General features: G+C 61.2%; 18 protein-coding genes. 12 read left to right on the top strand and 6 right to left on the bottom strand.

Features of this window, described 5'->3' with window-relative positions:
* Positions 1–362: 362 nt before the first annotated feature.
* On the bottom strand, positions 363–1,193 hold the full coding sequence (locus ACO07Z_RS04465) for a putative phage abortive infection protein (protein WP_421697565.1): 831 nt from the start codon (positions 1,191–1,193) through the stop codon (positions 363–365).
* 612 nt (positions 1,194–1,805) lie between these two features.
* Between ACO07Z_RS04465 and ACO07Z_RS04460 the strand changes: the two genes are divergently transcribed.
* Entirely contained in the window at positions 1,806–2,828 is a 1,023-nt protein-coding gene (locus ACO07Z_RS04460) for a hypothetical protein (protein WP_421697564.1), read from the top strand.
* Between the two features lie 218 nt (positions 2,829–3,046).
* On the opposite strand, the gene ACO07Z_RS04455 is transcribed toward ACO07Z_RS04460, so the two are convergent.
* Positions 3,047–3,304 carry a hypothetical protein gene (locus ACO07Z_RS04455; RefSeq protein ID WP_421697563.1) on the bottom strand — a complete coding sequence of 86 codons (258 nt, stop codon included), beginning with the start codon at positions 3,302–3,304 and terminating at the stop codon, positions 3,047–3,049.
* A gap of 152 nt (positions 3,305–3,456) precedes the next feature.
* The gene (locus ACO07Z_RS04450) at positions 3,457–4,122 is read right to left on the bottom strand and encodes a hypothetical protein (protein WP_421697562.1); all 666 of its coding nucleotides are present in this window, start codon (positions 4,120–4,122) and stop codon (positions 3,457–3,459) included.
* On the opposite strand from ACO07Z_RS04450, the gene ACO07Z_RS04445 reads away from it, so the two are divergent.
* Positions 4,070–4,510: a helix-turn-helix domain-containing protein gene (locus ACO07Z_RS04445; protein WP_421697561.1), complete on the top strand. Its 441-nt coding sequence runs from the start codon at positions 4,070–4,072 to the stop codon at positions 4,508–4,510. The genes ACO07Z_RS04450 and ACO07Z_RS04445 overlap by 53 nt on opposite strands.
* Positions 4,511–5,118: 608 nt before the next feature.
* Entirely contained in the window at positions 5,119–7,227 is a 2,109-nt protein-coding gene (locus tag ACO07Z_RS04440) for a DUF3363 domain-containing protein (protein ID WP_421697560.1), read from the top strand.
* On the opposite strand, the gene ACO07Z_RS04435 is transcribed toward ACO07Z_RS04440, so the two are convergent.
* Positions 7,224–8,483 carry a hypothetical protein gene (locus ACO07Z_RS04435; RefSeq protein WP_421697559.1) on the bottom strand — a complete coding sequence of 420 codons (1,260 nt, stop codon included), beginning with the start codon at positions 8,481–8,483 and terminating at the stop codon, positions 7,224–7,226. The genes ACO07Z_RS04440 and ACO07Z_RS04435 overlap by 4 nt on opposite strands.
* 556 nt (positions 8,484–9,039) lie before the next feature.
* Here ACO07Z_RS04435 and ACO07Z_RS04430 point away from each other — a divergent pair.
* The 7 genes from ACO07Z_RS04430 to ACO07Z_RS04400 all read left to right on the top strand — a co-directional run bounded on the left by ACO07Z_RS04430 (position 9,040) and on the right by ACO07Z_RS04400 (position 18,901).
* The gene (locus ACO07Z_RS04430) at positions 9,040–10,776 is read left to right on the top strand and encodes an ATP-dependent nuclease (protein ID WP_421697558.1); all 1,737 of its coding nucleotides are present in this window, start codon (positions 9,040–9,042) and stop codon (positions 10,774–10,776) included.
* Complete coding sequence (locus ACO07Z_RS04425) at positions 10,773–12,509, top strand: UvrD-helicase domain-containing protein (protein ID WP_421697557.1); 1,737 nt, start codon at positions 10,773–10,775, stop codon at positions 12,507–12,509. Before ACO07Z_RS04430 ends, ACO07Z_RS04425 begins: the two co-directional genes overlap by 4 nt.
* Positions 12,510–12,758: 249 nt before the next feature.
* Positions 12,759–14,339 carry a nuclease-related domain-containing protein gene (locus ACO07Z_RS04420; protein WP_421697556.1) on the top strand — a complete coding sequence of 527 codons (1,581 nt, stop codon included), beginning with the start codon at positions 12,759–12,761 and terminating at the stop codon, positions 14,337–14,339.
* On the top strand, positions 14,336–14,470 hold the full coding sequence (locus ACO07Z_RS04415; RefSeq protein ID WP_421697555.1) for a hypothetical protein: 135 nt from the start codon (positions 14,336–14,338) through the stop codon (positions 14,468–14,470). The genes ACO07Z_RS04420 and ACO07Z_RS04415 overlap by 4 nt, the downstream gene beginning before the upstream one ends.
* Before the next feature lie 449 nt (positions 14,471–14,919).
* On the top strand, positions 14,920–16,569 hold the full coding sequence (locus tag ACO07Z_RS04410; protein ID WP_421697554.1) for a recombinase family protein: 1,650 nt from the start codon (positions 14,920–14,922) through the stop codon (positions 16,567–16,569).
* A 96-nt stretch (positions 16,570–16,665) separates the two neighbouring features.
* The gene (locus ACO07Z_RS04405; RefSeq protein ID WP_421697553.1) at positions 16,666–18,006 is read left to right on the top strand and encodes a DUF6538 domain-containing protein; all 1,341 of its coding nucleotides are present in this window, start codon (positions 16,666–16,668) and stop codon (positions 18,004–18,006) included.
* Positions 18,007–18,190: 184 nt separating this feature from the next.
* Positions 18,191–18,901 (top strand): toll/interleukin-1 receptor domain-containing protein, encoded by a 711-nt coding sequence (locus ACO07Z_RS04400; protein WP_421697552.1) that lies wholly within the window; start codon positions 18,191–18,193, stop codon positions 18,899–18,901.
* 48 nt (positions 18,902–18,949) lie between these two features.
* Here the strand turns inward: ACO07Z_RS04400 and ACO07Z_RS04395 are convergent, their stop codons facing one another.
* On the bottom strand, positions 18,950–20,284 hold the full coding sequence (locus ACO07Z_RS04395; RefSeq protein WP_421697551.1) for a hypothetical protein: 1,335 nt from the start codon (positions 20,282–20,284) through the stop codon (positions 18,950–18,952).
* Positions 20,285–20,590: 306 nt separating this feature from the next.
* A complete protein-coding gene (locus tag ACO07Z_RS04390) occupies positions 20,591–21,046 on the bottom strand; it encodes a hypothetical protein (RefSeq protein WP_421697550.1) in 456 nt (151 codons plus the stop codon).
* Between the two features lie 53 nt (positions 21,047–21,099).
* Here ACO07Z_RS04390 and ACO07Z_RS04385 point away from each other — a divergent pair, with 53 nt between their 5' ends.
* On the top strand, positions 21,100–21,891 hold the full coding sequence (locus ACO07Z_RS04385; protein WP_421697549.1) for a hypothetical protein: 792 nt from the start codon (positions 21,100–21,102) through the stop codon (positions 21,889–21,891).
* Positions 21,892–22,005: 114 nt separating this feature from the next.
* Positions 22,006–22,644 carry a recombinase family protein gene (locus ACO07Z_RS04380; RefSeq protein WP_421697548.1) on the top strand — a complete coding sequence of 213 codons (639 nt, stop codon included), beginning with the start codon at positions 22,006–22,008 and terminating at the stop codon, positions 22,642–22,644.
* Positions 22,645–22,743 lie beyond the last annotated feature (99 nt).

Genomic DNA, 22,743 nt, shown 5'->3' with positions numbered 1-22,743 from the left:
CGCGGCCATGACCGGCTGGGGGTGGAGTCCTGCCTGACCGCTTCTGGGCGGCAGACTTGGGAAAGCGGCCATTCAGGTGATCACTGCACTTCGACAGCAATGCGCACTGATCTCGGCCGCAGAGTTCGGGCTCGCAGTTGCCTCGCGGACGCCGTCATCGGCCATGCGGGGAGCAAACTGCGAATCAAGGCTCAACCATTCGCAACAACTGACATCTTACCAGACCGCCGTGACCTGCAGAGCGACTGGCTGGCTCGCCTGATAGTCGTGTTTAGCGCAGGACAACCTTAAGCGCATGACGGCCGCAGCTCGCGCGACACGAGTGGCGGTGGGGCGGCAAACGCGGCAGCGTCCAGAACATTCTAAGCCTCATGAAACGCGCCTGGAGCGTAGAATGTTTGGTGGGTCGGATGGAACAAGCGATTTGGCGGCAGATTGTCGAGCAGCGCGAACCTTTCCATGTAAGCCTTGAATTTGTCCGCCCTGTCCGTGAGCCCGTTATAAAATAGCACGACCAACTCATCGTTAGATATCAGCGCTCGCAGGATGCGGATATACCGCATTCGGTCGTCAAAATTCTCATCAATGAAACGGATGAGGTTGTATAGATAGCGGTAATAGTGCGCGAGATCGCCTGAGAAATCTGTCCAGAGAGCCTCGTGCCCATCCAGCGCCTTCTGTCGTTCGGTGGGGTTGAGGCTGTTGTCATAACCTTCTTTGATCTGCTTGGCGAAATACCGGAAGCAATCCCTGCCATGCATCACTTCCCTGTCCTTACGGTGCACGTCCATCGCGTTGACGATGGAGTTGTGTAGGTTCAGCATTTCGAAGAAAGTTGCCTCTTTAGCGCCGTTCTTGGCGTCCGCTAGGCCTTTCTGCTGGAGCAAAATGGTGATGAGCAGGCCCATGAAAGTCAGGAAGGTCAAAACCGGGTTTACAACGCCACCCACAAAGTCCCCGAAGGTCCCAAGCGTGAGGTCGTTGCCAGATCTCCAGGCTTCGAGGTAGAGGGCGAGCCCCAACACCGCGACCAGGACAATCAGGCCCGCCACGAACAACCAATATAAGCTGGTAGTGCTGTCGCGGTTCTTGGGCCGGACGATGCTATCGAAGCCGCGCCGGAGCAACTGGTATCTCCAGTTGACTAGAAGCAGAACAACAACCGCACCCGCGTAGGCCCAAGTTTGCCACATTGTGATTTCCCCAAAGCAGCGACAGGATATCACAATTCTGATTGGCGAAAGAGGGCAGTGACACCCGCATGCGCTCGCCCGGAGATTTTGGTTGAACTAATGACGACGCTGATAGACTTCATCGGAAGCCGATAGGTTGCACGCCAGAAGCTGCTTCGAACGCACTCTTATATCAACATCTCCTGAGCGTTGGAGATGTTCTGGGCCGTCAACATGTTGTAATCTGATAGACCACCGCGCGACATCTCGAAATACATGAAATTCCCCTTGTTCGCGTACAAAGTGGAAATCGGTACACCGAACCATGCGTTGAAGTGGGAAATCGAGAACATTAGCCGGATGAACGGAGCTAACGCCCGCGGCAATGACCGGCAAAAGGTGGGAAGCGGTCAGTCAACTATCAAGCGTAACCATTACAAGTGCGGACACTCGTCGATTGCTTCTTTGGTGTTCCCTAGCGGTGGAGACGTCCACCCGTGTTTACGATTTACGGTTAGACACCTCATGACGCCTAACGGCAAGGCGAGGGAAAGCTCTGACTCAGCGAATTGACGTTGGAGCTAAGAGCGACGAACATTAACCATCGAGCGAGTAACAACATGGACCCTAAGAGTGACCGAGAATCAAAAGTTAAAGGTCTTTTTCTCATGGCAGAGTGACCTCGAAGGCAAGGTCACGACGAAACCAATAAGGAGAGCGTTGAAAGGCGCGGTCTATGCCATGGATGACGGTGATGTTGATGTTTATATTTCGGAGGCCACCAGCAATTCGCCTGGATCTCCTTATATCCCCGGAGAAATCGCGGAAAAAATCCGGAAGTCTGACGTCTTCATCGGCGACATCACACCAGTGGTGACCTCAGCGAAAGGCAAGAAATGCCCCAACCCGAATGTTACTTTTGAGTTGGGTCTCGCAGTAGCGCATTTGGGATGGAGTCGGGTGATCATGTTGATCAACAGTGACATCTCTGATCTCAAAGAACTGCCGTTTGATTTCGACAGACATAGAATCTCTCAATTTTCAGTGCGAACGGATTATAACAATAAGTCCGACATGAAATTACTGACCCAACTCTTGGTCGACGCACTCAAATTAATCGTCGCTGAAAATCCCAAACGCCCCCGCGAGTTGGAGAATAGACCGGAAGGCGAAATCAAGAGAGAACGGGACTTGCGCAACATTCGATGGTTCATGAGAAACATGAACACGAGCGCTTTGGACGCTCATGTTGAGCGAATACCGGATTATCTGGATGTGGAGGCGGTTCACATTTCAGATGGTCTGAGCGAGGTTGTCGCCTCATCAGAGTTTCGCCTTTTTGACACCGAGCTCGAAGCGATCATGCGTGACTTACAGTTGCACCTGCACCAAACGGTTTCTTACGATCGATTTTATCGGGAAACGGCAAGCTGGATGCGCCTAGTCTTTGGCGGCACCTCTTACGACAACGAGACGCGCCAAGAAGAAGAAAAGGCCTATGAGGCCATAGCTACTGCACGCGACCTATTGAAAGAGGATATCAGGAAGCTGGTATCCTTTGTGAGGCAAAATTACCTGGAGATTGATATAAACGCGACCAATAGGCTTAGCCGAACAGAATTTGTAGAGATGCACCGCGAGCTTTTCAAAGCTTGACGATCTCGAGTTGTGAGGCATCACATTGTTGCGTCCGCTTCCGGTGAAGTGTCGAAGCGAACTGAAGGACCGAAATGGGGTCGTAAGCCGTCATCGAGATCAGCTCGCTTTCAATGGAGGCTATCCGACCCGCGACACCCGAGAGAGGACCGTCTGGATACGGCCCCGAAACGGCCATTCGCAGTCGTCGAACGTTCTGTTTCTGGCGCATTATGCCATCAGGCGTCCTGCATTGGAGCGAACAGAGCGCGATTTGCAGCGATCAGACGGGCGATGGCGTCGATTGTCTCGCGCACACCGCGCCTATTCCGGTCCTCACCATGAACGACTAGCCATTGGTCGTGGGAGATTTCCTCGATCACCGGCCCCGTCCTGATCAGGCTCTGATGCGCAGCGCCGACGAAGCACGGCAGCACGACCTGCCAGGCGCCGGCCAGCGCCAGATCGAGCAGCGAACGTGGGTTCGACACCTCCATCCGGATGCGGTCGCGTCGATGTCCTCCAGCGCCCAACCGAGGGACCTCCGCACCCACGATGATAGTGAGAAGCGTCAACCAAAGCGGAGGGGCCGTCGCCCCGGAACGGGCGGACGAGCGTCCGCCCTCCCGGCGCTGGCGCGAGCACTGCGTCAAGCAGTGAAGGTGGCTTCCCGTTGCGGCTGCAACTGCACTAGTCGTGCAACATCCCTGCGGATGCGTCGCAGCTCGGGCCACGGGAAATGCCGCCCCTCGGCTCCGTCAGCGCCGACGGCGATCAGCACGTCGAGCTTCGCGGAGAGGCCACGCAGAGACGTGGCGTCTGCCGCAAAGAGCTTCGCATTCAGTTGCTCTTCCTCGGCGGACGCCGCCGCCTCTTCCTGCCGGGCGATGGAGTAGCCGATGGCGCGATCCGCGTCGTCCCAGCGCTGCTGATGTGCGCGCAGCGCCTCCGCGACTTCGGCGCGCCGAGTGCGAAGCGACGGCACATCGGCCGCAAGCTCGTCGAACTGCCGCAGAGAGCTCACCCGCATCGGGGACGGCAACTCGGCCGCAGTAAGAACCGCCTGCGGAAAGCCGATCGTCCGCGCGAGTTTGGACTCCAGGCGCTGCTGCTTTCGGCAAAGGGCGAGCGTGCGCCGATGCGCGGCGCGCCACGTTTTCCACGCGAGCACAGTGGCATCCGTTTCGCTGTCATCCAGCGGTGCGGCGGCAGCCGAACTGTTGAAGGAAGAGCCGCCGACCGTCAGCAGGGCGGCAGAGAGAATGTCCCTCCGGGATGGCCGGGACAGACTCGTGCTAATCTCAGAATCAGCCATGATCCGAGCTCCAAGCAGCTTGGGTTGTGGTCAGGCCGGGCTGAGTGTTACCGCACTTAGTCCGGCCGTCGAAACGATAGAAATAATATCAAATAGGGCCCGACTCGTGTCAACTCAGGATGAAGAACCGGGACCTGAGCTCATCACGACGCGACAAGTGAAGGCGGCCCGAGCGCTGTTGGGTTGGTCGCAGGCCGACTTGGCGAGGGCGGCAGATGTGTCCGAACCGACGCTTGCACGATTGGAAGCTGAAGACGGAAAGCTAGGCGGACGTCGAAGGACGAACGACAAGCTCCGCAGCGCCCTGGAGCGCGCCGGCATCGAGTTCATTTCCGAGTTTGACGGTGGGATAGGTGTCCGCTTTCGTAAGCCGTCAGCGTCCGACTGACGCCGCATCAGCCGCAGCAGACGTGTGAATAAACTGCGGGATCAACGCAGCTCGACGGCAGGTTCGTTGCAGCGTTTCTGCACGGCAGCGGACGCTGATTGGTATCTTCAGTGCAGGTTCGACGGCAGCGCGACTGCGGCCTAATCGGCCTTCTGACCGCCAACTCGCGGCATCATCGATAGTCACCCTACCAGGCCGGCTGTAGCAGCCGGGGCGGCGTTAGCGCGTCATAGGTTGGCTAGGGCCGCCGCCAGCGTTGCTCGCTTGCTCCTTCGTAGTATGTTCTACATGCTTTGTTAGTTTATGTGCGATCGCGGCAGGTTAGAAGGGATTGATGGCAAGATAAAGCGGATTTTCAATCCGCGCGGGCTGTGCCCGTAAGATGTTGTCTGCACGTTGTTTTCCGTTCGGAAAACGAGTCTCAGTTGCAGTTTTGAAGGTGCTGATTCGCGCTGACGTTGTTCAAGTGGTTGACACAGCTATCATTTTCGTTTGCACGTGCAATGTGTGCTCCGCCACTGGCACGCCATAGCCGACGTTTCAACGCTATACTTTGATCAGTTGAATTTCGACTTGCGGGAAGCGTTTGCGCGGCCAAACCTGCGGTCATGACACGTCGCAACGACGATGATTTCCGCATCAAACCGGGCCGTCCCCGAAGCCGGGGGACGCGTCTGAAGACGCACGAACTGCCGTTCGTCCAGCAGGCCCTGATCGCCGCGCGCCATGCCGGTGGCGGTGTGCGGATCGGTAGTGGGTCCGCCGGCGAGGGTGGCGGCAGCGGCCGGTTCAACGCACGGGGCCGCGGCGCGAAGACGATGGCGTCGCTGCCGCGCGATAGCGGCGGCTGGCAGAGCGGTGCGTCAGGCCGGTTCCGCTCGCGCCGCGTCGTGGTCAAGGCACGGGTGGTGAAGCTTGCCGGGAAGGTGGAAGGCGGTCGCGGCCCGAAGCTGCGCGGCGCGGTGTCGGTCGGCGCAGTGGGCGCGCATCTGCGCTACCTCGAACGTGACGGTGTAACCCACGACGGTGAGAAGGGCCGGGCATACTCAGCCCTCGGTGACGAGGTCGACGCCAAGGCCTTCGTCGAGCGGAGTGGCGAGGATCGCCACCAGTTCCGCTTCATCGTAGCGCCGGAGGATGCAGCCGAGCTCGGCGACCTGAAGCGCTTCACCCGTGATCTGATGCAACGCATGGAGAGTGACCTCGGAACCAGGCTCGACTGGATCGCTGTCGATCATCACAACACCGGTCACCCGCACAGCCATATCCTCGTGCGCGGCGTGCTCGACGATGGCCGCATCCTCAACATCGCCGGTGACTACATCGCCCACGGCATACGACATCGGGCGAGCGAGCTGATGACGCTGCAGCTCGGCCCGCAGACCGAGGTCGAACTGCAGAACAAGCTGCGCCATGAGGTGGACGCCGACCGTCTCACCCGACTGGACCGAATGATGATCGCCGAGCAGCGTGAGCATGGTGTCCTCGATCTGCGGCCGGACGCTGGCGAGACCTACCTGGTGCGAACCAACCGGCATGTTCTCATCGACCGGGTAAAGCGGCTGGAGGGCTTCGGCATTGCCGAGGAGATCGAGCCGGGCCGCTGGAGCATTGCCGAGCGGGCCGAGAGCACCCTCCGGGCCATGGGCGAGCGCGAAGACGTCCTGCGCACTATGCACCGCGCGCTGGCCGATCACGGGCTCGCGGAAGAGCGCGGCGCCGCGCAGTACGTCACCCATGGCAGCCGCATCTCGCATGCCCTCGTCGGCCGCGTGCTCGACAAGGGATTGGCGGGCGATGAGATGGGCGAGCGGTTCTATCTGGTCATCGATGGCGTGGACGGACGCACCCATCATGTCGAGACCAGCGACTCCTCCCGGCTGGACGATATCAAGCGAGGGCACATCGTCGCGCTCGACCCGCTGCCGACAGGATCAGACCCACGTCCGGCGGACCTCAACATCGCCACCATGGCCGAGAGGAGCGGTGGCATATATCGGCCGAGCGAGCATCTGGAGCTGGCCCGCCCGGCGATCGAGCAGCAGCGCGGCGATCCAGATGCCTTCCTCCGCGCCCATGTGCGGCGGCTGGAAGCGCTGCGCCGGGCCGGCCATGTCGAGCGCATCGACGCCGACCATTGGAAGATCCCAGAGGACCTGCCTGAGCGCGGCATTGCCCATGATGCACGAACCGCGAGGAAGGACTTCGCGGTGCGCACGCTCTCTGCCGTCGATCTTGACCAGCAGGTGGGCAGTGATGGCGCCACCTGGCTCGACCGAGAACTGGCCTCGCGCCAACGCACCGAGCTTTCCGACGCCGGCTTTGGCGGCGAAGTCAGCGCGGCGCTGGAGCGCCGCCGCCAGAGCCTGGTCGATCAGGGTCATGCCGTTCGACTGGAAAACGGCAACGTCCGGGCGCCACGTGACATCCTCGCCCGCCTTGAGGCCATCGAGGTGGGCCGCGTCGGCCGTGCCATGGCGGCAGAGCGCGGCCTTGCCTACACCCCGAGCCAGCCGGGCGAATATGTGTCCGGCCGGCTCGCCGGCTCGGTCAATCTGGTCAGCGGGCGCTTCGCCATGATCGACGACGGGCTCGGCTTCCAGCTCGTGCCCTGGCAGCCTGTGCTGGAGAAACAGATCGGCCGGCACATCTCCGGTGTCTCTCGCGATGGTGGTGTTGAGTGGAGCCTTGGCCGCAATCGCGGCCTGGGGCTTTAGGCCTCGCTGCCCGGCGGTGGCGGTGTCTCCAGATCGGGGTCGGCCGGCAGCGGCGCGAAGGGATCGGTCTCTGGGAACAGCTTGCGCTCGCGCAGCCAATCGCCAAACGAGGCGGGATCGAGCGCACGCTCCAGTTCGCTAAGGCGCTGGCGCGCCCAACTCAGCATGCGCCGCGTCTCGGCATCCTCGATATTCGCCGCCCACGCGATCCAGGAGCGCAGTTGTTCGGCCTTGCGGCCCATCTCGACGATCTCGTCGAGCAGTTCGTCGCGTTCCTCCTCGCGCTTCGTGCGCGCCTCTGTACGCGTCCGGTTTTCCTCCGCGCGGCGGCGGAGGCGTGCGTTGCGCTCATCTTTGAGGCGGTCATCACGCCGGTAATCGATCCAGCCATGGAGTTCCTCGATGATAGAGTCGAGTTGGGCCTCCAGGGTCGCACGGCTGTTGTCCCGCCAGTTGCGTCGGCGCTGGTCCATGCTCCAGGCTTCAATGGAGATCGTCAGCTCACCGGTCGGGATATAATCGAACTCGGGATATTGGCGTTCGTAGGTGAAATCCCAATCACGGTAGCGAGCCGAGCGCCGATATCGTTCCTCCGCCTTCAACTCATCGACCGTCGGATCGTGCTTTCGGCGCTTTATCGTCTCCGCCAGGATGAAGGGAACCTTGTCGACGCCCCGGCGCACTTCGACGTGCTTGCCCGCGAGGGTGCAGTAAATTTCCCGCGCCTCCATCCCGCGCGCGATGCTGTCGAGAATGAAGATCGCCCTCTCGACCGAACCGGCTCCCAGTCGCATAGACAGCAGGCCTTCCCCGCTAATCGCGATGATGCCGTCATGATCCGGCTTGGCGCGGCGCAGCGTATGGGCGGTCAGCGATACGGCCGTGTGGGGTTTGTCGATCCGGCTCCACTCGATCGTCCGTGTGTTCGGCTCTCGTGGCTTCATCAGCCGGCGCGGTGCGATCGCTGCCTTGCGCGCGCTTTCGAGGCGCTCCTCGATGACGGGATCTGACGGGCTCGTCGGATCGAGGCTGATGAGTTCGACAGCAGGATCAACCGAGGAGGCAAAGATTGTCTGCCTAGGCTTCTTGCCGGCCGCTCGGTCACGCCAATAGGCCGCTGTCGGCAGCGGCACGCGATGCTGGACACATAAGTCCCGCAGCCGCCAATGCGAGATGCCGAGCTTGCCGGCGACGGCCTCAAGCGGCTCGGCCCAAACGAGATCGTACATCTCTCGGCGGGTGATATGGGCAACCATGCGGATATGCGGGCAACGTCAACGGGAAGCCTGCAATCTATCGCCGATCGATGACATCCCCGCCTGCCGACCAAAGCCATTCACAAGAAAAGAACTTCCGCGAAGAACCAGTAGGCCGGTCCGCCGCAGCCACATCAAGGCTGGCGCTTCGCGCCACCGCTCACGCGGCTACGGCCTTGACCCAGTCGCGACGGACCGGCTGGGGCTAGCCATCGCGTAAGGCGGAGTGTGAGCGACTTGCTCCCCGAGTGGGAGGCGCCGACGGTTGGGGCACGCCGGAAGCGGAAGCTCGCTGCGGGCCCACGAAAGGCTAGTTTGGGGCCGCTTGCGGACTGGCGGGTTTTGGCGAACGACCCGCGCAAAGCGGATATCGCTGTGGGCGGTAATGCGCTGGCTACAACTGGACCACTAGCCGCCCGGTCGCTTTAGGCGCAGCACGGAGCCTCGCCTACATCAAAAAGTATCTTCGCAAGGCCCCCGTTTTGAATGCGAGCGGAGCGCTCCGCTTTCGGCACAGCCGAACACGCGGTAAGAAGAGACCATTAACAAGGGGGTGGTGGACGTGCATTTGGCGGAACTCAGGATCAGAAACTTCCGGCGAATCTCGGACGCCATGCTGAAATTCCGGCCCGGCCTGGACGTTGTCGTTGGCCCGAACAATATCGGCAAGACAGCAGTGGTAGATGCGCTGCGCGCGTTATTGGCGGGCGCCGACGATCCCTATCCGCGCTTTACCTGCGACGACATCCATATGCCGGCCGGCGGCACCGCGACCGGAGAAATCCGGTTCGAATATGTTTTCCAGGGGCTCAGCCACGACGACGAAGCCGAGTTCCTCCACGCACTTCGCGATGGCGACGACGGTAAGATCGAGGCGGTCATGGGCGTGACCTATGGCGACCCGGACAAATCAAAGCGGCTCAAGCCGCGGCGCTGGTGCGGCGATTTCGACGAAATCTCGATGACATCGTCGATGCTCGAGAATCTGCGCAGCGTCTATCTCCAGCCGCTGCGCGACGCCGAGCAGGGTCTTCGCCCAAGCCGGAACAGCCAATTGTCGCGGCTGCTGCACCTGCTCTCAGACGACGACGGAAAGGACAAAATCGCCGAGGCGCTGCGCAAGCTCGATAGCGAACTTAAGGCGCACAAACCGATCAAGGATACGCACGATGCGATCTCGGGTCGGCACAGCAGCATGCTCGGCCCAAAGCTGGCCCAGGCGCTCGACGTGGGCCTCGCCGGCACGGACTTCGGCAAGCTGGCGGCACGGCTGTCGATCATCGTCGATGCGTTCGATATCGAGCGCAATGGCTCGGGCTACAACAACCTGATCTTCATGGCAGTGGTGCTGAGCGAACTCGCCAAAAATGCCGATGCTGCCTATCGCAGTCTGATCGTCGAGGAACCCGAGGCGCATCTTCACCCCCAGCTCCAAGCGGTGCTGCTGCGCTATCTGTCGAGTATCGATGAAGGCGAGCCCGGCGAGAAGCCGGTGCAGGTGTTTGTCACCAGCCATTCCCCGAACTTCGCCAGCATCGCGGACCTAGATTCGATTGTCTGCCTGCTCGACGCCGGGCATGAAGCGGTGGCCTTTCATCCGCGCTCAGTCGAATTCGATAAGGGAAAGCGCCAGAAGCTGGCGCGCTATCTCGATGTCACCCGCGCCGAACTGTTCTTCGCGCGGCGCGCGCTTTTCGTCGAGGGCGCCGCCGAGATGCTGATGGTCAGCGTGCTGGCCAAAAAGCACGGTTATGATCTGCGCGACCACGGTGTCAGCCTGATCAGCGTAGAAGGCCTCAACTTCGACTGTTTCATGCCGCTGTTTGGGAAGAAGGCGATCACCGTGCCGGTCGCGATCATCACCGACGCTGATCCGACCACCAAGATCGACGGAAAGACGGTCGGTATCTATCCCGCGACCGGCGACACCGTCGATCCGTCCGACACTGCCAAGGCGATGATCAAGCGCGAGGACGATCTGGTGAAGGTGTTCCTCGGCCAGAAGACCTTCGAATATGACCTTGCGTTGATCGCGAAAAACCGGGCGACGATGCTGGCGGCCCTCAAGGATATCCATCCCAATATCGGCGCAGAACTGACGACCGCTGTCGCCGCCGCTGCCGGCGACCAGGCCAAGGCCGAGACGTTGTTTCGCGGCATGTTCGAACGCAAGAGCGCCAACGTCTCAAAGGGAAGGTTCGCCCAGGCGCTGGCATCGCAGATCGAGGACAACAATGCCGAGATCGCAGCGCCCGGCTATATCCTCGATGCGATCAGGCACGTTTGCGCATGACCGTCGAGTTGTCGAAGGAACAACGCGATATCGTCGCATTGCCGCTCGCGCCGCTGGCGGTGATGGCGTGCGCCGGCAGCGGCAAGACGAGAACCGCGGTACATAGGCTGCTGTCGATGCGCCAGCGCTACGACGGGCCCGGCCTGATCGGACTGCTATCCTTCTCCAACGTGGCGGTCGAAACGTTTAAGAAAGAATATGCAATACTGCTGCGCAGTTTGCCGACGATGGGCCGCTCGTCGCGTGTCGAGATAGACACGATGGACGGTTTCATCACCGCTAACATCATGCGGCCGCACGGCCACAGGGTGATGGAATGCCCGCGCACGCCGTTTCTGGTCGAAGGGCGCGAGGGCTTCCTGAGCGGCTTCACCGTCTTTGATGGCAAAAAATCGCAGCCAACCACAAATATCGAAATTCTATTCGACGGCAATGGGTTCCACTATACGATCGGCCGCGCCCATACCGACATTCCTACGAAATGGGCCCACCCGGCGCTGGCCAAGCTGGGTGCCGTCGGCGCATATAGCCACTCGGCCGGCCGTTATTGGGCGCTACGCGTACTTCGTGAAAAGCCGTTCGTGCTACGGGCGATGGCACGGCGCTATCCGCATATCATGGTCGACGAGGCGCAGGACATCGGACCCGAGCACCAGGCTATCCTGGAACTACTGATCGGCGCCGGAACGCAGTTGTCACTGATCGGCGATCCCAATCAGGGAATCTATGAGTTCGCTCGCGCCGACGGTGCTTTCCTCAAAAACTATTCCACACGCTCCGGCACCTCCCCGCACCGGCTAACAGTCAATTACCGCTCGCTGCCGGGCATTGTCGCGCTCGCGAATAAGCTCACCGGCCAGTCCGATACCGCCAAGCGGTCGGCCAAGGATGGGCGGCCGGTCTGCTACTATATGCCGTTCAAGGCGACCGAGCGGGACAAGGCGCTAGGCTCGTTTCGCAGCCTGCTCGCTGCCGCCGATATCGAACCATCGAAGGGCGTGGTTCTGTTCCGGTCCTCGGACTGGACCGCGGAGTGGAGCGGCGAAATGGACGGCCAGGGCGCCGGCGTGGTCCGCTGCTTTGCCGATGCGGCACTCAGCCGGGACCAACGCAAGGACTATCACCAGGCCTTCAAGCAGGCCTGCATCGGTCTTGCCGGCCTCCTGGCAGCACGCGACGGGGCGCTGTTGTCGCAGCTCGACCGGCGCGCGGATGAGAAGGGGCGCCGGCTTCGCAGGATCATTTGGTCGTTCGTGCGCGATCCTGCGGAAGGCCTTCCCGTATCGACGCTTATTGCGGACACCGCTTGGCACCCGCTGCTCCGGTCCCGAGCGGAAGCGCTGGCTGGCAGGCTCGCGAGTGAGTTTGGACTGGAAGTCGCCGACAATCTTGGCCAGCGCCTGTCGAAGAAGAAGCTGGAAGCACGGCCGCTTTTGGAAATTTCCGACCTAGCCGCCGACCCAGAATTCAACTTCCGAACATCGACGGTCCACAAAGTGAAGGGCGAAAGCATCGACGCGGTTCTCTATGTCGCTAAGAAACCGCATGTTCGCGCCCTCCTCGACGGTCCGTCGACGGAGGAAGGCCGGATTGGGTATGTCGCGCTGACAAGGGCACGTGACATCTTTGTGCTGGCGGTTCCCGAAGCCTGTCTGGCGGAGCTCGAACCTGAACTCCAAACTGCCGGTTTCCAACGGGTTGGCTTGGCAGACGCGTCAATGTCCCAAGTATAAGCCCTACAGTCCAAGCAGGTGCTTCGGGCAGCGTTTGTCGCGTTGATAGCATGGCCACTAAAAAAACAGACAGCGCTCCATACACCGATTTTAAACCTGCGTGACGTGCGACTGTGACATAGCGGCCTGATCGACGTGCTTTAGATCAAAAATTCTCCAAGCGATTCAAAGGCTAGAGCACGCCTCGCAAAATGATGCCCCTGACCATGTACTCATGGTATTAAATGCGCAGTGTGACATAGGCGCTCGATGGCTGACCCGATTGAACAAATCCTGGCCAAACTCGGCCCCTCGCTCTCCAGTGAGCTTGCTGCCGTGGTTGCTGACCGTCTGAAGATTTCGTCGGTCGCTGCACGCCAACGCCTTTCGCGCGCGCGCGGCAATGTCCGACGGCTGTCCGGCATTCCGTTCCCACGAAACGCGCGCTTCATGTATCTGGAGAAGCAGTTCGGATCTGCGGAATACTGGCACCGGCTCGCCAACGCCTTGACCGCGAATAATTCAGCACTGGGTTACGCGATTGCGGCGCTCCGCCAGCACGGCGGCATGGTGCCAGCCCGGCAATTCCCGATCATCAGCGGGTCTCCCGTCCGCCAACTCAAGCATCTTGCTGCCGAGACAGTGCTCCAGCGCTTGACCGAGGCGGGCCTGGTCAGGACCGTAGCCGTACCTGGTATCGGCGAGTGCGTGGCGCTCGTACAGGAGGAGAAATATTACGCTGTCGGCACCGCCGAGATGCGTGCCCGCCTCATCACAGAGGAGATTCTTCTCTCCGCAGTTCGTGACTGGCTGCGCAAGCTGGGGATCGCGAGCTACAACTTGGTAAGCACCCGTACCGATCAGAAATTGCCGCAGGTCGGCACCTTTGTTTGGGACCTAAGTGCCCCCTCCTATCTAGGTGCAGTCGTTCGCTTTACGCGCGAGGGCGAGCCCAAGCCGGGCTTTGTCGCCTGCGATGTCAACCTCGCCTCCGACATTACGCTCGACGGCGCCGCACCTTTCATCCGCAAGTGCGCGACCCTGCGCGCCCTGCGCAATGTCGGCTCCTGCATTCAGCTCTTGGTCGCCGACCGCTTCCAGAAGGACGCCTTTTTAGCGCTGCGCAGTGCCGGCATCATCGCTGCCACGCCAAAGTCGCTCTTCGGGCAGGACATCGCGGACGCCTTGCGTGAACTGACCAGCGTCCTGACGAGCGCGGCCTATTCCACCTTCGATCCGGAGCAGTTCGGTCACCTCTTCCGTACGCTGGGCAAAATTAGTGGAGCGACCAACCAACTGCGGGGCGCCCTGTTCGAGTATATGGTCGCCGACATCGTGAAACGCTCGAACCTCGGCGACGTCACGACGAACCGTGTCTTCAAGGTACCTGATAAGGGTAAAGCGGAAATCGACGTCCTTACCATCCAGCAGAACCAGAAGGTCTTCGCGATAGAGTGCAAGGGCTACAGCCCGCATGCTATCATCCCGGACGATCTGTTCAAGCGTTGGCTCCAGCACAATGTACCGACTGCCTACGCCTATATTCGCCAGCACCCGGAATGGCAAAATCTGCCCGCTCACTTTGAATTCTGGACAAGCGCTCCGATCAGCGAAGAGATGCTCGCACTGTTCAAAAACGCCAAAGCGGCGATCAAACCCAGCCGCTACACGATCGACCTTCGCGGCCCCTTGGACGTGTGGAAAGCCTGTGTCGATACGGGCGAGAAAAGCTTGATCGACGCCTATAGCAATCACTTCACCCCCGGGGAGGGAAGCATACCGCCATTGGTGCGCTCGCGCCGACCGGCGCCGGCCACGGCGCCGGTCGAAGATGATTGGGACGATCTATGAGCGGCGCCCCACGCGAGGCAGCCGAGGCCTTAACGACGGAACACAACCTGGGCGAGTATGCCGTGGACCGCTCCGGCTATCTCCTCAAAGACAAGCAGGTCGTCGAGGAAGACTGGGGCGCCGTGCTGTAGACCGTGAACGGCCTTTTCATGCATTCGTCGGTTCAATTGGAATGTCCGCTTCGGCGGCGCAAAGCCGCCGTTCGCATGGGCGTGCCGAGGTAACCGCTTCGGATCAAGGAAGCTTTGCGTATTTCCGGTCATAGATCGGCTGTTGGGCATCCGTCGCCGTCGCGTCAGTGTTAGGAATGACCAGACGCTCACATTCCCCCACTCGATACCCGGCCTATCGATTGGCGCCGAGCCGCTTGCCGGGCAACCTCTACACCTACGCCGACACGCCGCCGCCCTGCCGCAGGACGCGGCCATCGCCAGTTCCCGCCCCGATGACCGTCACTGATGACTGGCCGGAATACATTCCGGTGACAGAAGCGGAGATTGCTGTTTTCGAGGCATGGTTCGGGGATATTCTGGAGGAATTGATCCAAGGGGAATGATCGCCTGACACGAAAGGCTCCGACATGACCGCTCCGCTGCGTGCCGCCCTGTATTTGCGCGTCTCCACAGCCCGGCAAGCTGAGCACGATGTCTCCATCCCCGACCAGCGCCGGCAGGGCGAGGCATATTGCCAGGCGCGCGGCTATCAGCTGGTCGAGACCTATGTCGAGCCGGGATCTTCGGCGACCAATGACCGCCGGCCCGAATTCCAGCGGATGATCGAAGCGGGCACGCTGAAGCCCGCGCCGTTCGATGTCGTGGTGGTGCACAGCTTCTCGCGCTTCTTCCGCGATCACTTCGAGCTGGAATTCTATGTCCGGAAGCTTGCCCGCAATGGGGTGCGGCTGGTGTCGATCACCCAGGAGATGGGCGACGACCCGATGCACGTCATGATGCGGCAGATCATGGCGCTGTTCGACGAGTACCAGTCCAAGGAAAACGCCAAGCACGTTCTGCGGGCCCAGAAGGAGAATGCCCGGCAGGGCTTCTGGAACGGTGCTCGCCCGCCGATCGGCTATCGCGTGGTCGAGGCCGAACAGCGCGGCGCCAAGGTGAAGAAGAAGCTGGAGATCGATCCGCTACACGCCGACACGGTGCGGCTGATCTTCGACCTCGCCCTCAATGGCGACGGCCGCTCCGGCCCGATGGGCGTGAAGGCGATCGTCAGTCATCTCAACCGCAATCGGATCTACACCCGCGAAAGCGGCCGCTGGGGCATCGGCCAGCTTCACCGGGTGCTGACCCGCCGGACCTATGTCGGCGAGCACCAGTTCAACAGCCGCTCCAAGAGCAAGCAGAAGAAGCCCGAGAGCGAGGTGGTGGTCGTCGCCGTGCCGCCGCTCATCGACACGAAGGTCTTCAACGCCGTGCAGGAGCAGCTTCAGGCGCGCAATCCCAAGATCATCCCGCCGCGCGTGGTAAGCGGTCCGACGCTGCTCACCGGCATCTGCTATTGCGCGCAGTGCGGCGGGGCCATGACCATCCGTACCGGCAAGAGCGGGCGCTACCGCTACTATGCCTGCTCGATCAAGGCTCGGCAGGGCGAGACCGGCTGTTCCGGCCGCGCCATTCCGATGGAGACGCTCGACACGCTTGTGGCGAGCCATATCGAGCAGCGCCTCCTTCAGCCCGAGCGGCTACAAGAAATCCTCGCTTCCATGCTCACGCACCGCCAGGAGCGGCTTGAGCGCCGCCGCGAGCACATGGCTGAGCTCAACAAGCGCGGGACAGAGGCGGATCAGAGGCTGCGTCGGCTCTATGACGCCATCGAATCAGGCGTCGCCGACATCACCGATCCGGCGCTGAAGGATCGCATCGACGGTCTCAAGTCGATCCGGGACCAAGCCCAGGCCGATGTTGCCCGCGCACAAACGTCTCTCGCCACCTCAGGCGAGGACACTGTCACGCCGGCCATGGTGGCGCGTTTCGCCGACACTGCCCGCAAGCGCATGCGCATCGAAGGCGGTGGCTATCGACGCGATCATTTGCGTGCCCTGGCCCAGCGAGTCGAGGTCGGAGCCAAGGAAGTTCGCATCATTGGATCGAAGGGAGACCTGCTCCGAACGCTGGCTGCCGTCTCGGGAGGGAAATCGGCTACGCTCGGCGTGCCCAGTTTGGGACTGAAATGGCGGAGACGGAGGGAGTGTCTGACACCCACCCCTCAAAGCATTTAACGCTATATATTCCGCCACTCTGAAAGAGCTTGTGTAGGGTAAAGCGTGTGGGGTAGCGTGTGGGGTATCCACTGATTTGGAGCCGCCTGCCCGACCATGCCTCGCTATATCGAACGTCGCCGTCAAACCTACTACGCCGTTGTCGAGGTCGCCCCCTCCCTCCGTGAGAAGGTCGGCAAGAAGCGCCTCATACGGTCCCTGCAAACGCGGGACCTCGCGACGGCACGGGAGCGCCGTTGGGCGGTTGTAGCGGAACTCCAGAAGATCATTGAGGACGCCAAGAAGGGCGTTATCGCCACCCCGAGCATGGTGGAGGAGGCCCTGCGGCACCGCACGGCTATTCTTGGAGACCGGACGGAGGAGAACGACGCGCGTTATGCCCTCTATCGCCATGTGGAGGCGCTGGAAGAGCGGAAGGGCTATGAGTACGCCCTCGCCTATGCGGCCATTGCCACGGGCGCAGAGACGCCGCTGGACACCCATCTGGACGCGTGGCTTGCCGAGCAACGGTTCAAGCCCCGGACGGCCGGGGACAGACGGCGCGCAATCGCCCGACTGATGGATTGGGGTTGCAGGACCATCGAAAGCGTAGACCGCGTCAAGGCGGGCGAGTACGTCACGTTCATGATGGAGAGCCGGGACGCAACGTGGAGCGGCGACCACGCCACCGTCGTGAAATACATTTCTGCCCTCTCCTCCTATTGGCGCTGGATGCGCCGCAAGGGGAAAATCACAGTCGAGAACCCTTGGTCGGAGCAGGCCCCGCCAGCGCCGAAGGCTTCTCATCGCGATGGGGACGCGACCGAAGAGCGCCCGTTTACGGACGTAGAACTGGCGAAGCTGCTTGCGGGGGATGCCGCCCCCATCCTTGCTGATGCCATGCGCATTGCTGCGCTGAGCGGTGCGCGGATTGACCCGATTATCTGCCTTCGGGCGAAGGACTGCATGGATGGCTACTTCCGGTTCAAACCGCAGAAGAACGAGAAGCGCGCGCGCGTCGTGCCCATCCACTCGGACCTGACGGCCTTGGTAGCGCGCCGGGTTGAAGGCAAACAGCCTGACGACTTCATCTTCGACGATGTGGCAACGCCCCCCGAGGGGAGCGGACGCGAACGCTCCATGCCCGTGAGCAAACGCTTCGGGCGGTATTTGCGCGACTTGGGCTTGGAGGAGATGGTGCCGGGAAAGCGCCGGTCACTGGTGAACTTCCATTCTTTCCGGCGCTGGTTCGCCACCAAGGCTGAGCGCGCCGGCCAGTCCCCGCATGTCATTGAAGCGGTCATCGGCCACAAGCGTGGCAGCCTTTTGCTCGACAGGTACTCGGGAGGCCCCTCTCCGTCCGACCAGATGAGGGCCTGTGTGGAAGCCGTGAAGCTACCATCCTTAGAGTTGGCGAAGGAAAATACAGGGCAAGAGCGGTGCGAGCCGCGAGGATAGGTAGGAGCCGAACGGCCATCCTGCCGGCGACTGCCAACAAGCGTGAAAGCCTGTGCAGCAAGGACATCAGCACCTGTGGGAACCATCTGCAAGCGGGCAGTCGCGACACTGATCTGATGCATTGTTTTGCAGACGTATTAAGTTAACAGTTAGCCTGATTCTGCTTCCTTCCAATGGATTCCGCATGGCACGAAACCAAAAACAGGTAGGCTCCTTTGAAGACCGTTTTATAGCGCGCCTTCAGAGGCTCACCGCCGGCGAGGACAGGTCCATCTCCAACCCAGCATTAAGGCAGGAGCTTGGTTGGAAGGATGACAGGTATGAAAAAACCAAGGCGTCGCTGATTAGAAAAGGAAAGATTCGCCCGGCTCAAGGACCCGGCGGGGCCGTGCGTTTGATCGAGCTTCAAGCACCTCCGACACCGGCTCAACCCATCAAGCCGACAGCTCTCAAAGCCTTCATCTCGTACGCTCACGCCGATGAAAATATCAAAAGAGAGCTTGTTAAACACATCACGCCCATAGCTCAACTTGGATACATTGAAATATGGGATGACCGCCAAATAAAACCCGGATCGGAGTGGAAAGCCGCCATATCTGACAAGCTAGATTCAGCAGATATAATTATTCTATTGATTAGTGTAGATTTTATAAACTCTGATTACTGTTATAGTAAAGAAATGACTCGCGCAATGGAGCGTCATGAAAATAAAGAAGCCACTGTTTTTCCGGTTATTGCTCGACAGTGCCTCTGGCATCATGCACCATTTGGTAAGCTGCAAGCGTTGCCAAGCGATGGAAAAGCCATAACCTCTCATCACACCACGGATGATCCGCTTACGGCTGTCGCGGAAGCAATCCTAAAGCACGCTAAGGCCGCATGCGAGACCGCGTAGAAACATGGCGTTACTGGCGGGGTTATGCCTCCTATAGATGGAGCATGGTCAACATAGAGAGAACGGCTCAACGGAGACCGGGATTTCGGCCCCGGCCTTCACCAATGCCGTCTTCTCCATGATCTGACGCACCTCGGCTGCCTTGGAGGCCTGCGTCAGGAGGCCGTCGTGGATGCCGAGACCAACGACGCCCCGCCGCACCATTTCCATCAGCACGGCCACCAGTATCTCGCTCTCCATGTGCATGAGCTTGAGGCCGATGCCGGACCCGAGGCAGGAGGCGAGCGCAGGGTGACGGTCTAGGATAGCGGCCCTTGTCCTCTTCACGGTCCAGCCTGCCGGAAGGCGTTCGCTGGCGTCCGCGTCTTCACCATTGCCTGCCCGCTCGTAGCCCCACCGGGTCATCTTCGGCCCCGCATTGAGGAGCGTGTTGAAGGCTGTCTTCACCGCCGCCCGGTGCCCCTCCAGCCCCGGAATGGCGTACATGTCCCCCTCGGGAGGTGGCGCCCCAACGGTTGCATAGGCGAGCCTGACGGCCATCTGTCCATAATCGAGTTCCGCCACGGGCTCGTCGTTGATCCGTATGCCGCCGCGCCGCGAGGATGGAAGGTTCTGCCAGAAGCCGCCGAACAGCCGCCCGCCCCGGTCGAACGAGACCGGAGGAGCCTCGCCCTTGGCCCCTGCCCTCACCACAAAGTGCCGGCGCATCCTGCGCTCTGATGTGTCTACGTCACGGAGACCATCCTTGATGAAGCTGATGTCGGCGTCTGCAAGGAAGCCGTTCAGGGCCTCCACGGCAGCGCGCATCGCCATCGTGTCCGGCGTGTCGGGGTAATCGAGCCTTTCGCGCCGCTGAAGACCAGAACCCTCCCCACCTATCGGCAACTTGGTGGAGAGGATGATGGTCTCCTCCCCAGCGATGCGGCCGAAGGTGGACATGGAGATGCCCGCTTCACGCACCCGCCCGCTGAGCGCTGCTGTAGGCGCCAGAGACGAGGCAACGCCGCGCTCGCCGGTCCACTGCCAGTCAACTAGCCCAAGTTCCTGAAGGCTGCCGAGGAGATTCCTGAGCGGCTCTCCAAGCGCCCTGTTGTCGTAACGGGTGGCGCCCTTGGGGCCGTTGCCCGTGAGGATGGCGAGCCGCCCGGTCTCGCTCGGCACCAGCACCTCATGCGCGAGGTTGCTCACGACCACCTCCACGGCCACCTCGAAATGCCGCTGGTCAACTGCCTTCCGGGACCGCTTGCGCGCACCCGTGGCCCGCTCCAACGCCTCCACCTCAGCCGTGATGTCCGCCACCAGCTTGCGGAGGGCCGGACCTTTTGCGCCGCGCCAGTCGTCAAACCAGCGGTGCCGCTCTGGGGGTTGGGAATGCTTGTTCATGGGGACTCTCTGCGGCACCGGAGTCCGCGTTCAAGGGGCGTTTCGGGGGTGTGAAGGGGGCCGCAAAGGGGATAGACGCCCCCTCACACGCCCACACCGAGATATCCACAGGAGGCTCTTCGGGGTGTGGATGTGATCGGGGATGAACGCGCGAGGAGGGGGGACGCCTAAGAGCGGCGGGAGCGCCCCCCGCGCTGACCTCAGCTCTTCCTATAGTGGGGGCTTAGCGGCCCTCCACGCGGCGCCCTGAGGCCGCTGGGGGCTTCCTATAGTGTGAGGGGTTGGCCGGGCATCGCACCGGGCCTGTCACTCCTCCCAAGGCAGCCCTTCAGCCGGCACTTCCGGGGCCGTTTCGGGCACCGCCTTGGGCTTACGCTTCGGGGCGCCGTTCTCCATCACGTCCACCATCCACGGGCCAAAGGTCTTCACCTTCTTCGCGGCGGCCCCCACCACCAGTTCGTCCAGCCCGGCGCGGGTGAGGAAGGTGGCCTTGGAGAAGGTCGGCTCCGGGCGGCCCTCGGTGGTGTCGAAGTCTTCGCGGGTGAGCGTGACGCGGTTCGCATCGGAGACCTTCAGGCCCGCAAGGATGGGCCGGGCGCCGTGCGGGGGCTTCGGGGTGTAGCCGATGGCAAGGAGGACATCGTGGGCCATCAGCATGCGGCCATGGGCGGGGTGCCGGGCGGCGCGGATGGTCTTCTCACCGAAGCGTAGCTTGGCGAGGATGGGGGACGTTGGGGCGTGCGTAGGGGTGGCATCGGTCATGATGCGTTGCTTCCTGAGTGAAGTTAGACTGAAGAGAGGCCACAGCAGATTTCATGGCCGGGGGACTGAAAGAAATGGCGCTATCAGAATTTCCCGAGAATCTGACTAGCCTCCACCACCAAGAGGAGGTTTTACGCGCGCGAGCGTTAGAGATTATCGCTGCAAATCAGGGTCTACTGCTCCAGCTTCAAATCACTGAGCAGGCCATGAATGTCTGTGACGTTTTTCGGCAGCATATTACCGACGACGAGGACCTTAAGGTTGTTCAAATAATGTCCATCCGCATGTTCAATGCGCTTGGAACATCATTGAAGCTATCACTGTCCGGCTATTCGCAAACAGCAGCGCTCGTTATGCGGGACATACTGGAGACGGTGTTTCTGGTCGATTTATTTGCCGGCGAGCAGCTTCTCATAACTGCATGGCGGAACGCTCCAAAGGCCGAACGCTGGAAGCATTTTAAGCCCGCCGCAGTAAGAGAGGCGCTCGACAAGAGGGACGGCTTCACCAGCCAAAAACGTCGGCAGGCATACGACCTGTTTTGTGATCTAGCCGGCCACCCAAACATGACCAGCCATCTAATGCTGCGACCAGCGCCCGAGGCTGACGCTGTGAGCGGACCTTTCATGTCGGCACTGACGCTTGAAGCGGTGGTTTCTGAACTTGGCCGCTTGGCGGTTCAAGTCGGCAACTGCATTGTGCCTTTCTATCCGACAGACTGGCAGCACGGGAGCGCAGCACGTCAGCAGTTCGCGCGGGTTTGCAACATGTGGATGGCGAACTTCTATCCTGATGCCTACGCGGCAAGGGCGGCGGAGGTCCTCCAGAAGCATGCGTCCTCATAGGTATGCCCTAGCGTACATCTCTGGCGACACCAGAAACCTTGTACGCTAGGGTTGACATCGGCTCTGCGTACATCTTATCTGCGGACACCATCCTTGCCGACACCGGAGAGGCCGATGTCCACCATCCTCTACGCCCGCGTCTCGACTGCCGACCAGACCCTCGCCCACCAGCGCACGCAGGCCGAAGCGGCCGGCTACAGCTTCGACATGGTGATTGCCGATGACGGCGTGTCGGGCGTCTCCGTGTCCCTCAGGGACCGCCCCGAGGGCCGCAGGTTGTTCGACGTGCTGCGCTCAGGGGACACCCTCGTGGTCCGCTGGGTGGACCGCCTAGGCCGCAACTACGCCGATGTCACTGAGACCATCCGCGAGTTCATGCGGCGGGGCGTGGTGGTGAAGACCATCATCAACGCCATGACCTTCGACGGGGCCACGAAGGACCCCGTGCAGATGGCCGTGAGAGACGCCCTCATCGGCTTCATGGCGGCCACCGCTCAGGCTCAGGCAGAGGCGACCAAGGAAGCGCAGAAGGCCGGTATCGCCCATGCCAAGGCCGCTGAGGGGGCGACGAAGTACAAGGGGCGCAAGCCGACCTTCAGCCGGGAGCAGTTCACCCGCGTGGCTGAGATGCTGGCACAGGGCGCGGGCGTGAGCGACGTGTCGAAGCACACCGGCCTCACGCGCCAGACGGTCTACCGGATCAAGGACGACCCGACCGGACAGGCGAAGGCGCTGGAGGCGTGGGGTCTCTGAGGTGGGGTTGATGGTGGAGGCCGCCTCCGAGAACCCCTCCCCGAATGGCATCAGCGCTCCATAGGCGTGAACCTCTCCCCGACGCGGGACCCATACGCC

The sequence above is a fragment of the Ancylobacter sp. genome (genome assembly GCF_965229075.1).
In the GTDB taxonomy this organism is placed as follows: Bacteria; Pseudomonadota; Alphaproteobacteria; order Rhizobiales; family Xanthobacteraceae; genus Ancylobacter.
Note: the sequence above shows the minus strand (reverse complement) of the source record. Positions and strands in the feature narration are given on the sequence as shown.

What these genes read in the sequence shown, in the direction of transcription:
- ACO07Z_RS04435 (WP_421697559.1), bottom strand. Translation starts at nt 8,483, where the DNA reads ATGGTTGCCCATATCACCCGCCGAGAGATGTACGATCTCGTTTGGGCC.
- ACO07Z_RS04445 (WP_421697561.1), top strand. Translation starts at nt 4,070, where the DNA reads ATGTCCCTCCGGGATGGCCGGGACAGACTCGTGCTAATCTCAGAATCA.
- ACO07Z_RS04400 (WP_421697552.1), top strand. Translation starts at nt 18,191, where the DNA reads ATGGCACGAAACCAAAAACAGGTAGGCTCCTTTGAAGACCGTTTTATA.
- ACO07Z_RS04440 (WP_421697560.1), top strand. Translation starts at nt 5,119, where the DNA reads ATGACACGTCGCAACGACGATGATTTCCGCATCAAACCGGGCCGTCCC.
- ACO07Z_RS04410 (WP_421697554.1), top strand. Translation starts at nt 14,920, where the DNA reads ATGACCGCTCCGCTGCGTGCCGCCCTGTATTTGCGCGTCTCCACAGCC.
- ACO07Z_RS04455 (WP_421697563.1), bottom strand. Translation starts at nt 3,304, where the DNA reads ATGGAGGTGTCGAACCCACGTTCGCTGCTCGATCTGGCGCTGGCCGGC.
- ACO07Z_RS04420 (WP_421697556.1), top strand. Translation starts at nt 12,759, where the DNA reads ATGGCTGACCCGATTGAACAAATCCTGGCCAAACTCGGCCCCTCGCTC.
- ACO07Z_RS04380 (WP_421697548.1), top strand. Translation starts at nt 22,006, where the DNA reads ATGTCCACCATCCTCTACGCCCGCGTCTCGACTGCCGACCAGACCCTC.
- ACO07Z_RS04415 (WP_421697555.1), top strand. Translation starts at nt 14,336, where the DNA reads ATGAGCGGCGCCCCACGCGAGGCAGCCGAGGCCTTAACGACGGAACAC.
- ACO07Z_RS04450 (WP_421697562.1), bottom strand. Translation starts at nt 4,122, where the DNA reads ATGGCTGATTCTGAGATTAGCACGAGTCTGTCCCGGCCATCCCGGAGG.
- ACO07Z_RS04385 (WP_421697549.1), top strand. Translation starts at nt 21,100, where the DNA reads ATGGCCGGGGGACTGAAAGAAATGGCGCTATCAGAATTTCCCGAGAAT.
- ACO07Z_RS04405 (WP_421697553.1), top strand. Translation starts at nt 16,666, where the DNA reads ATGCCTCGCTATATCGAACGTCGCCGTCAAACCTACTACGCCGTTGTC.
- ACO07Z_RS04465 (WP_421697565.1), bottom strand. Translation starts at nt 1,193, where the DNA reads ATGTGGCAAACTTGGGCCTACGCGGGTGCGGTTGTTGTTCTGCTTCTA.
- ACO07Z_RS04395 (WP_421697551.1), bottom strand. Translation starts at nt 20,284, where the DNA reads ATGAACAAGCATTCCCAACCCCCAGAGCGGCACCGCTGGTTTGACGAC.
- ACO07Z_RS04425 (WP_421697557.1), top strand. Translation starts at nt 10,773, where the DNA reads ATGACCGTCGAGTTGTCGAAGGAACAACGCGATATCGTCGCATTGCCG.
- ACO07Z_RS04390 (WP_421697550.1), bottom strand. Translation starts at nt 21,046, where the DNA reads ATGACCGATGCCACCCCTACGCACGCCCCAACGTCCCCCATCCTCGCC.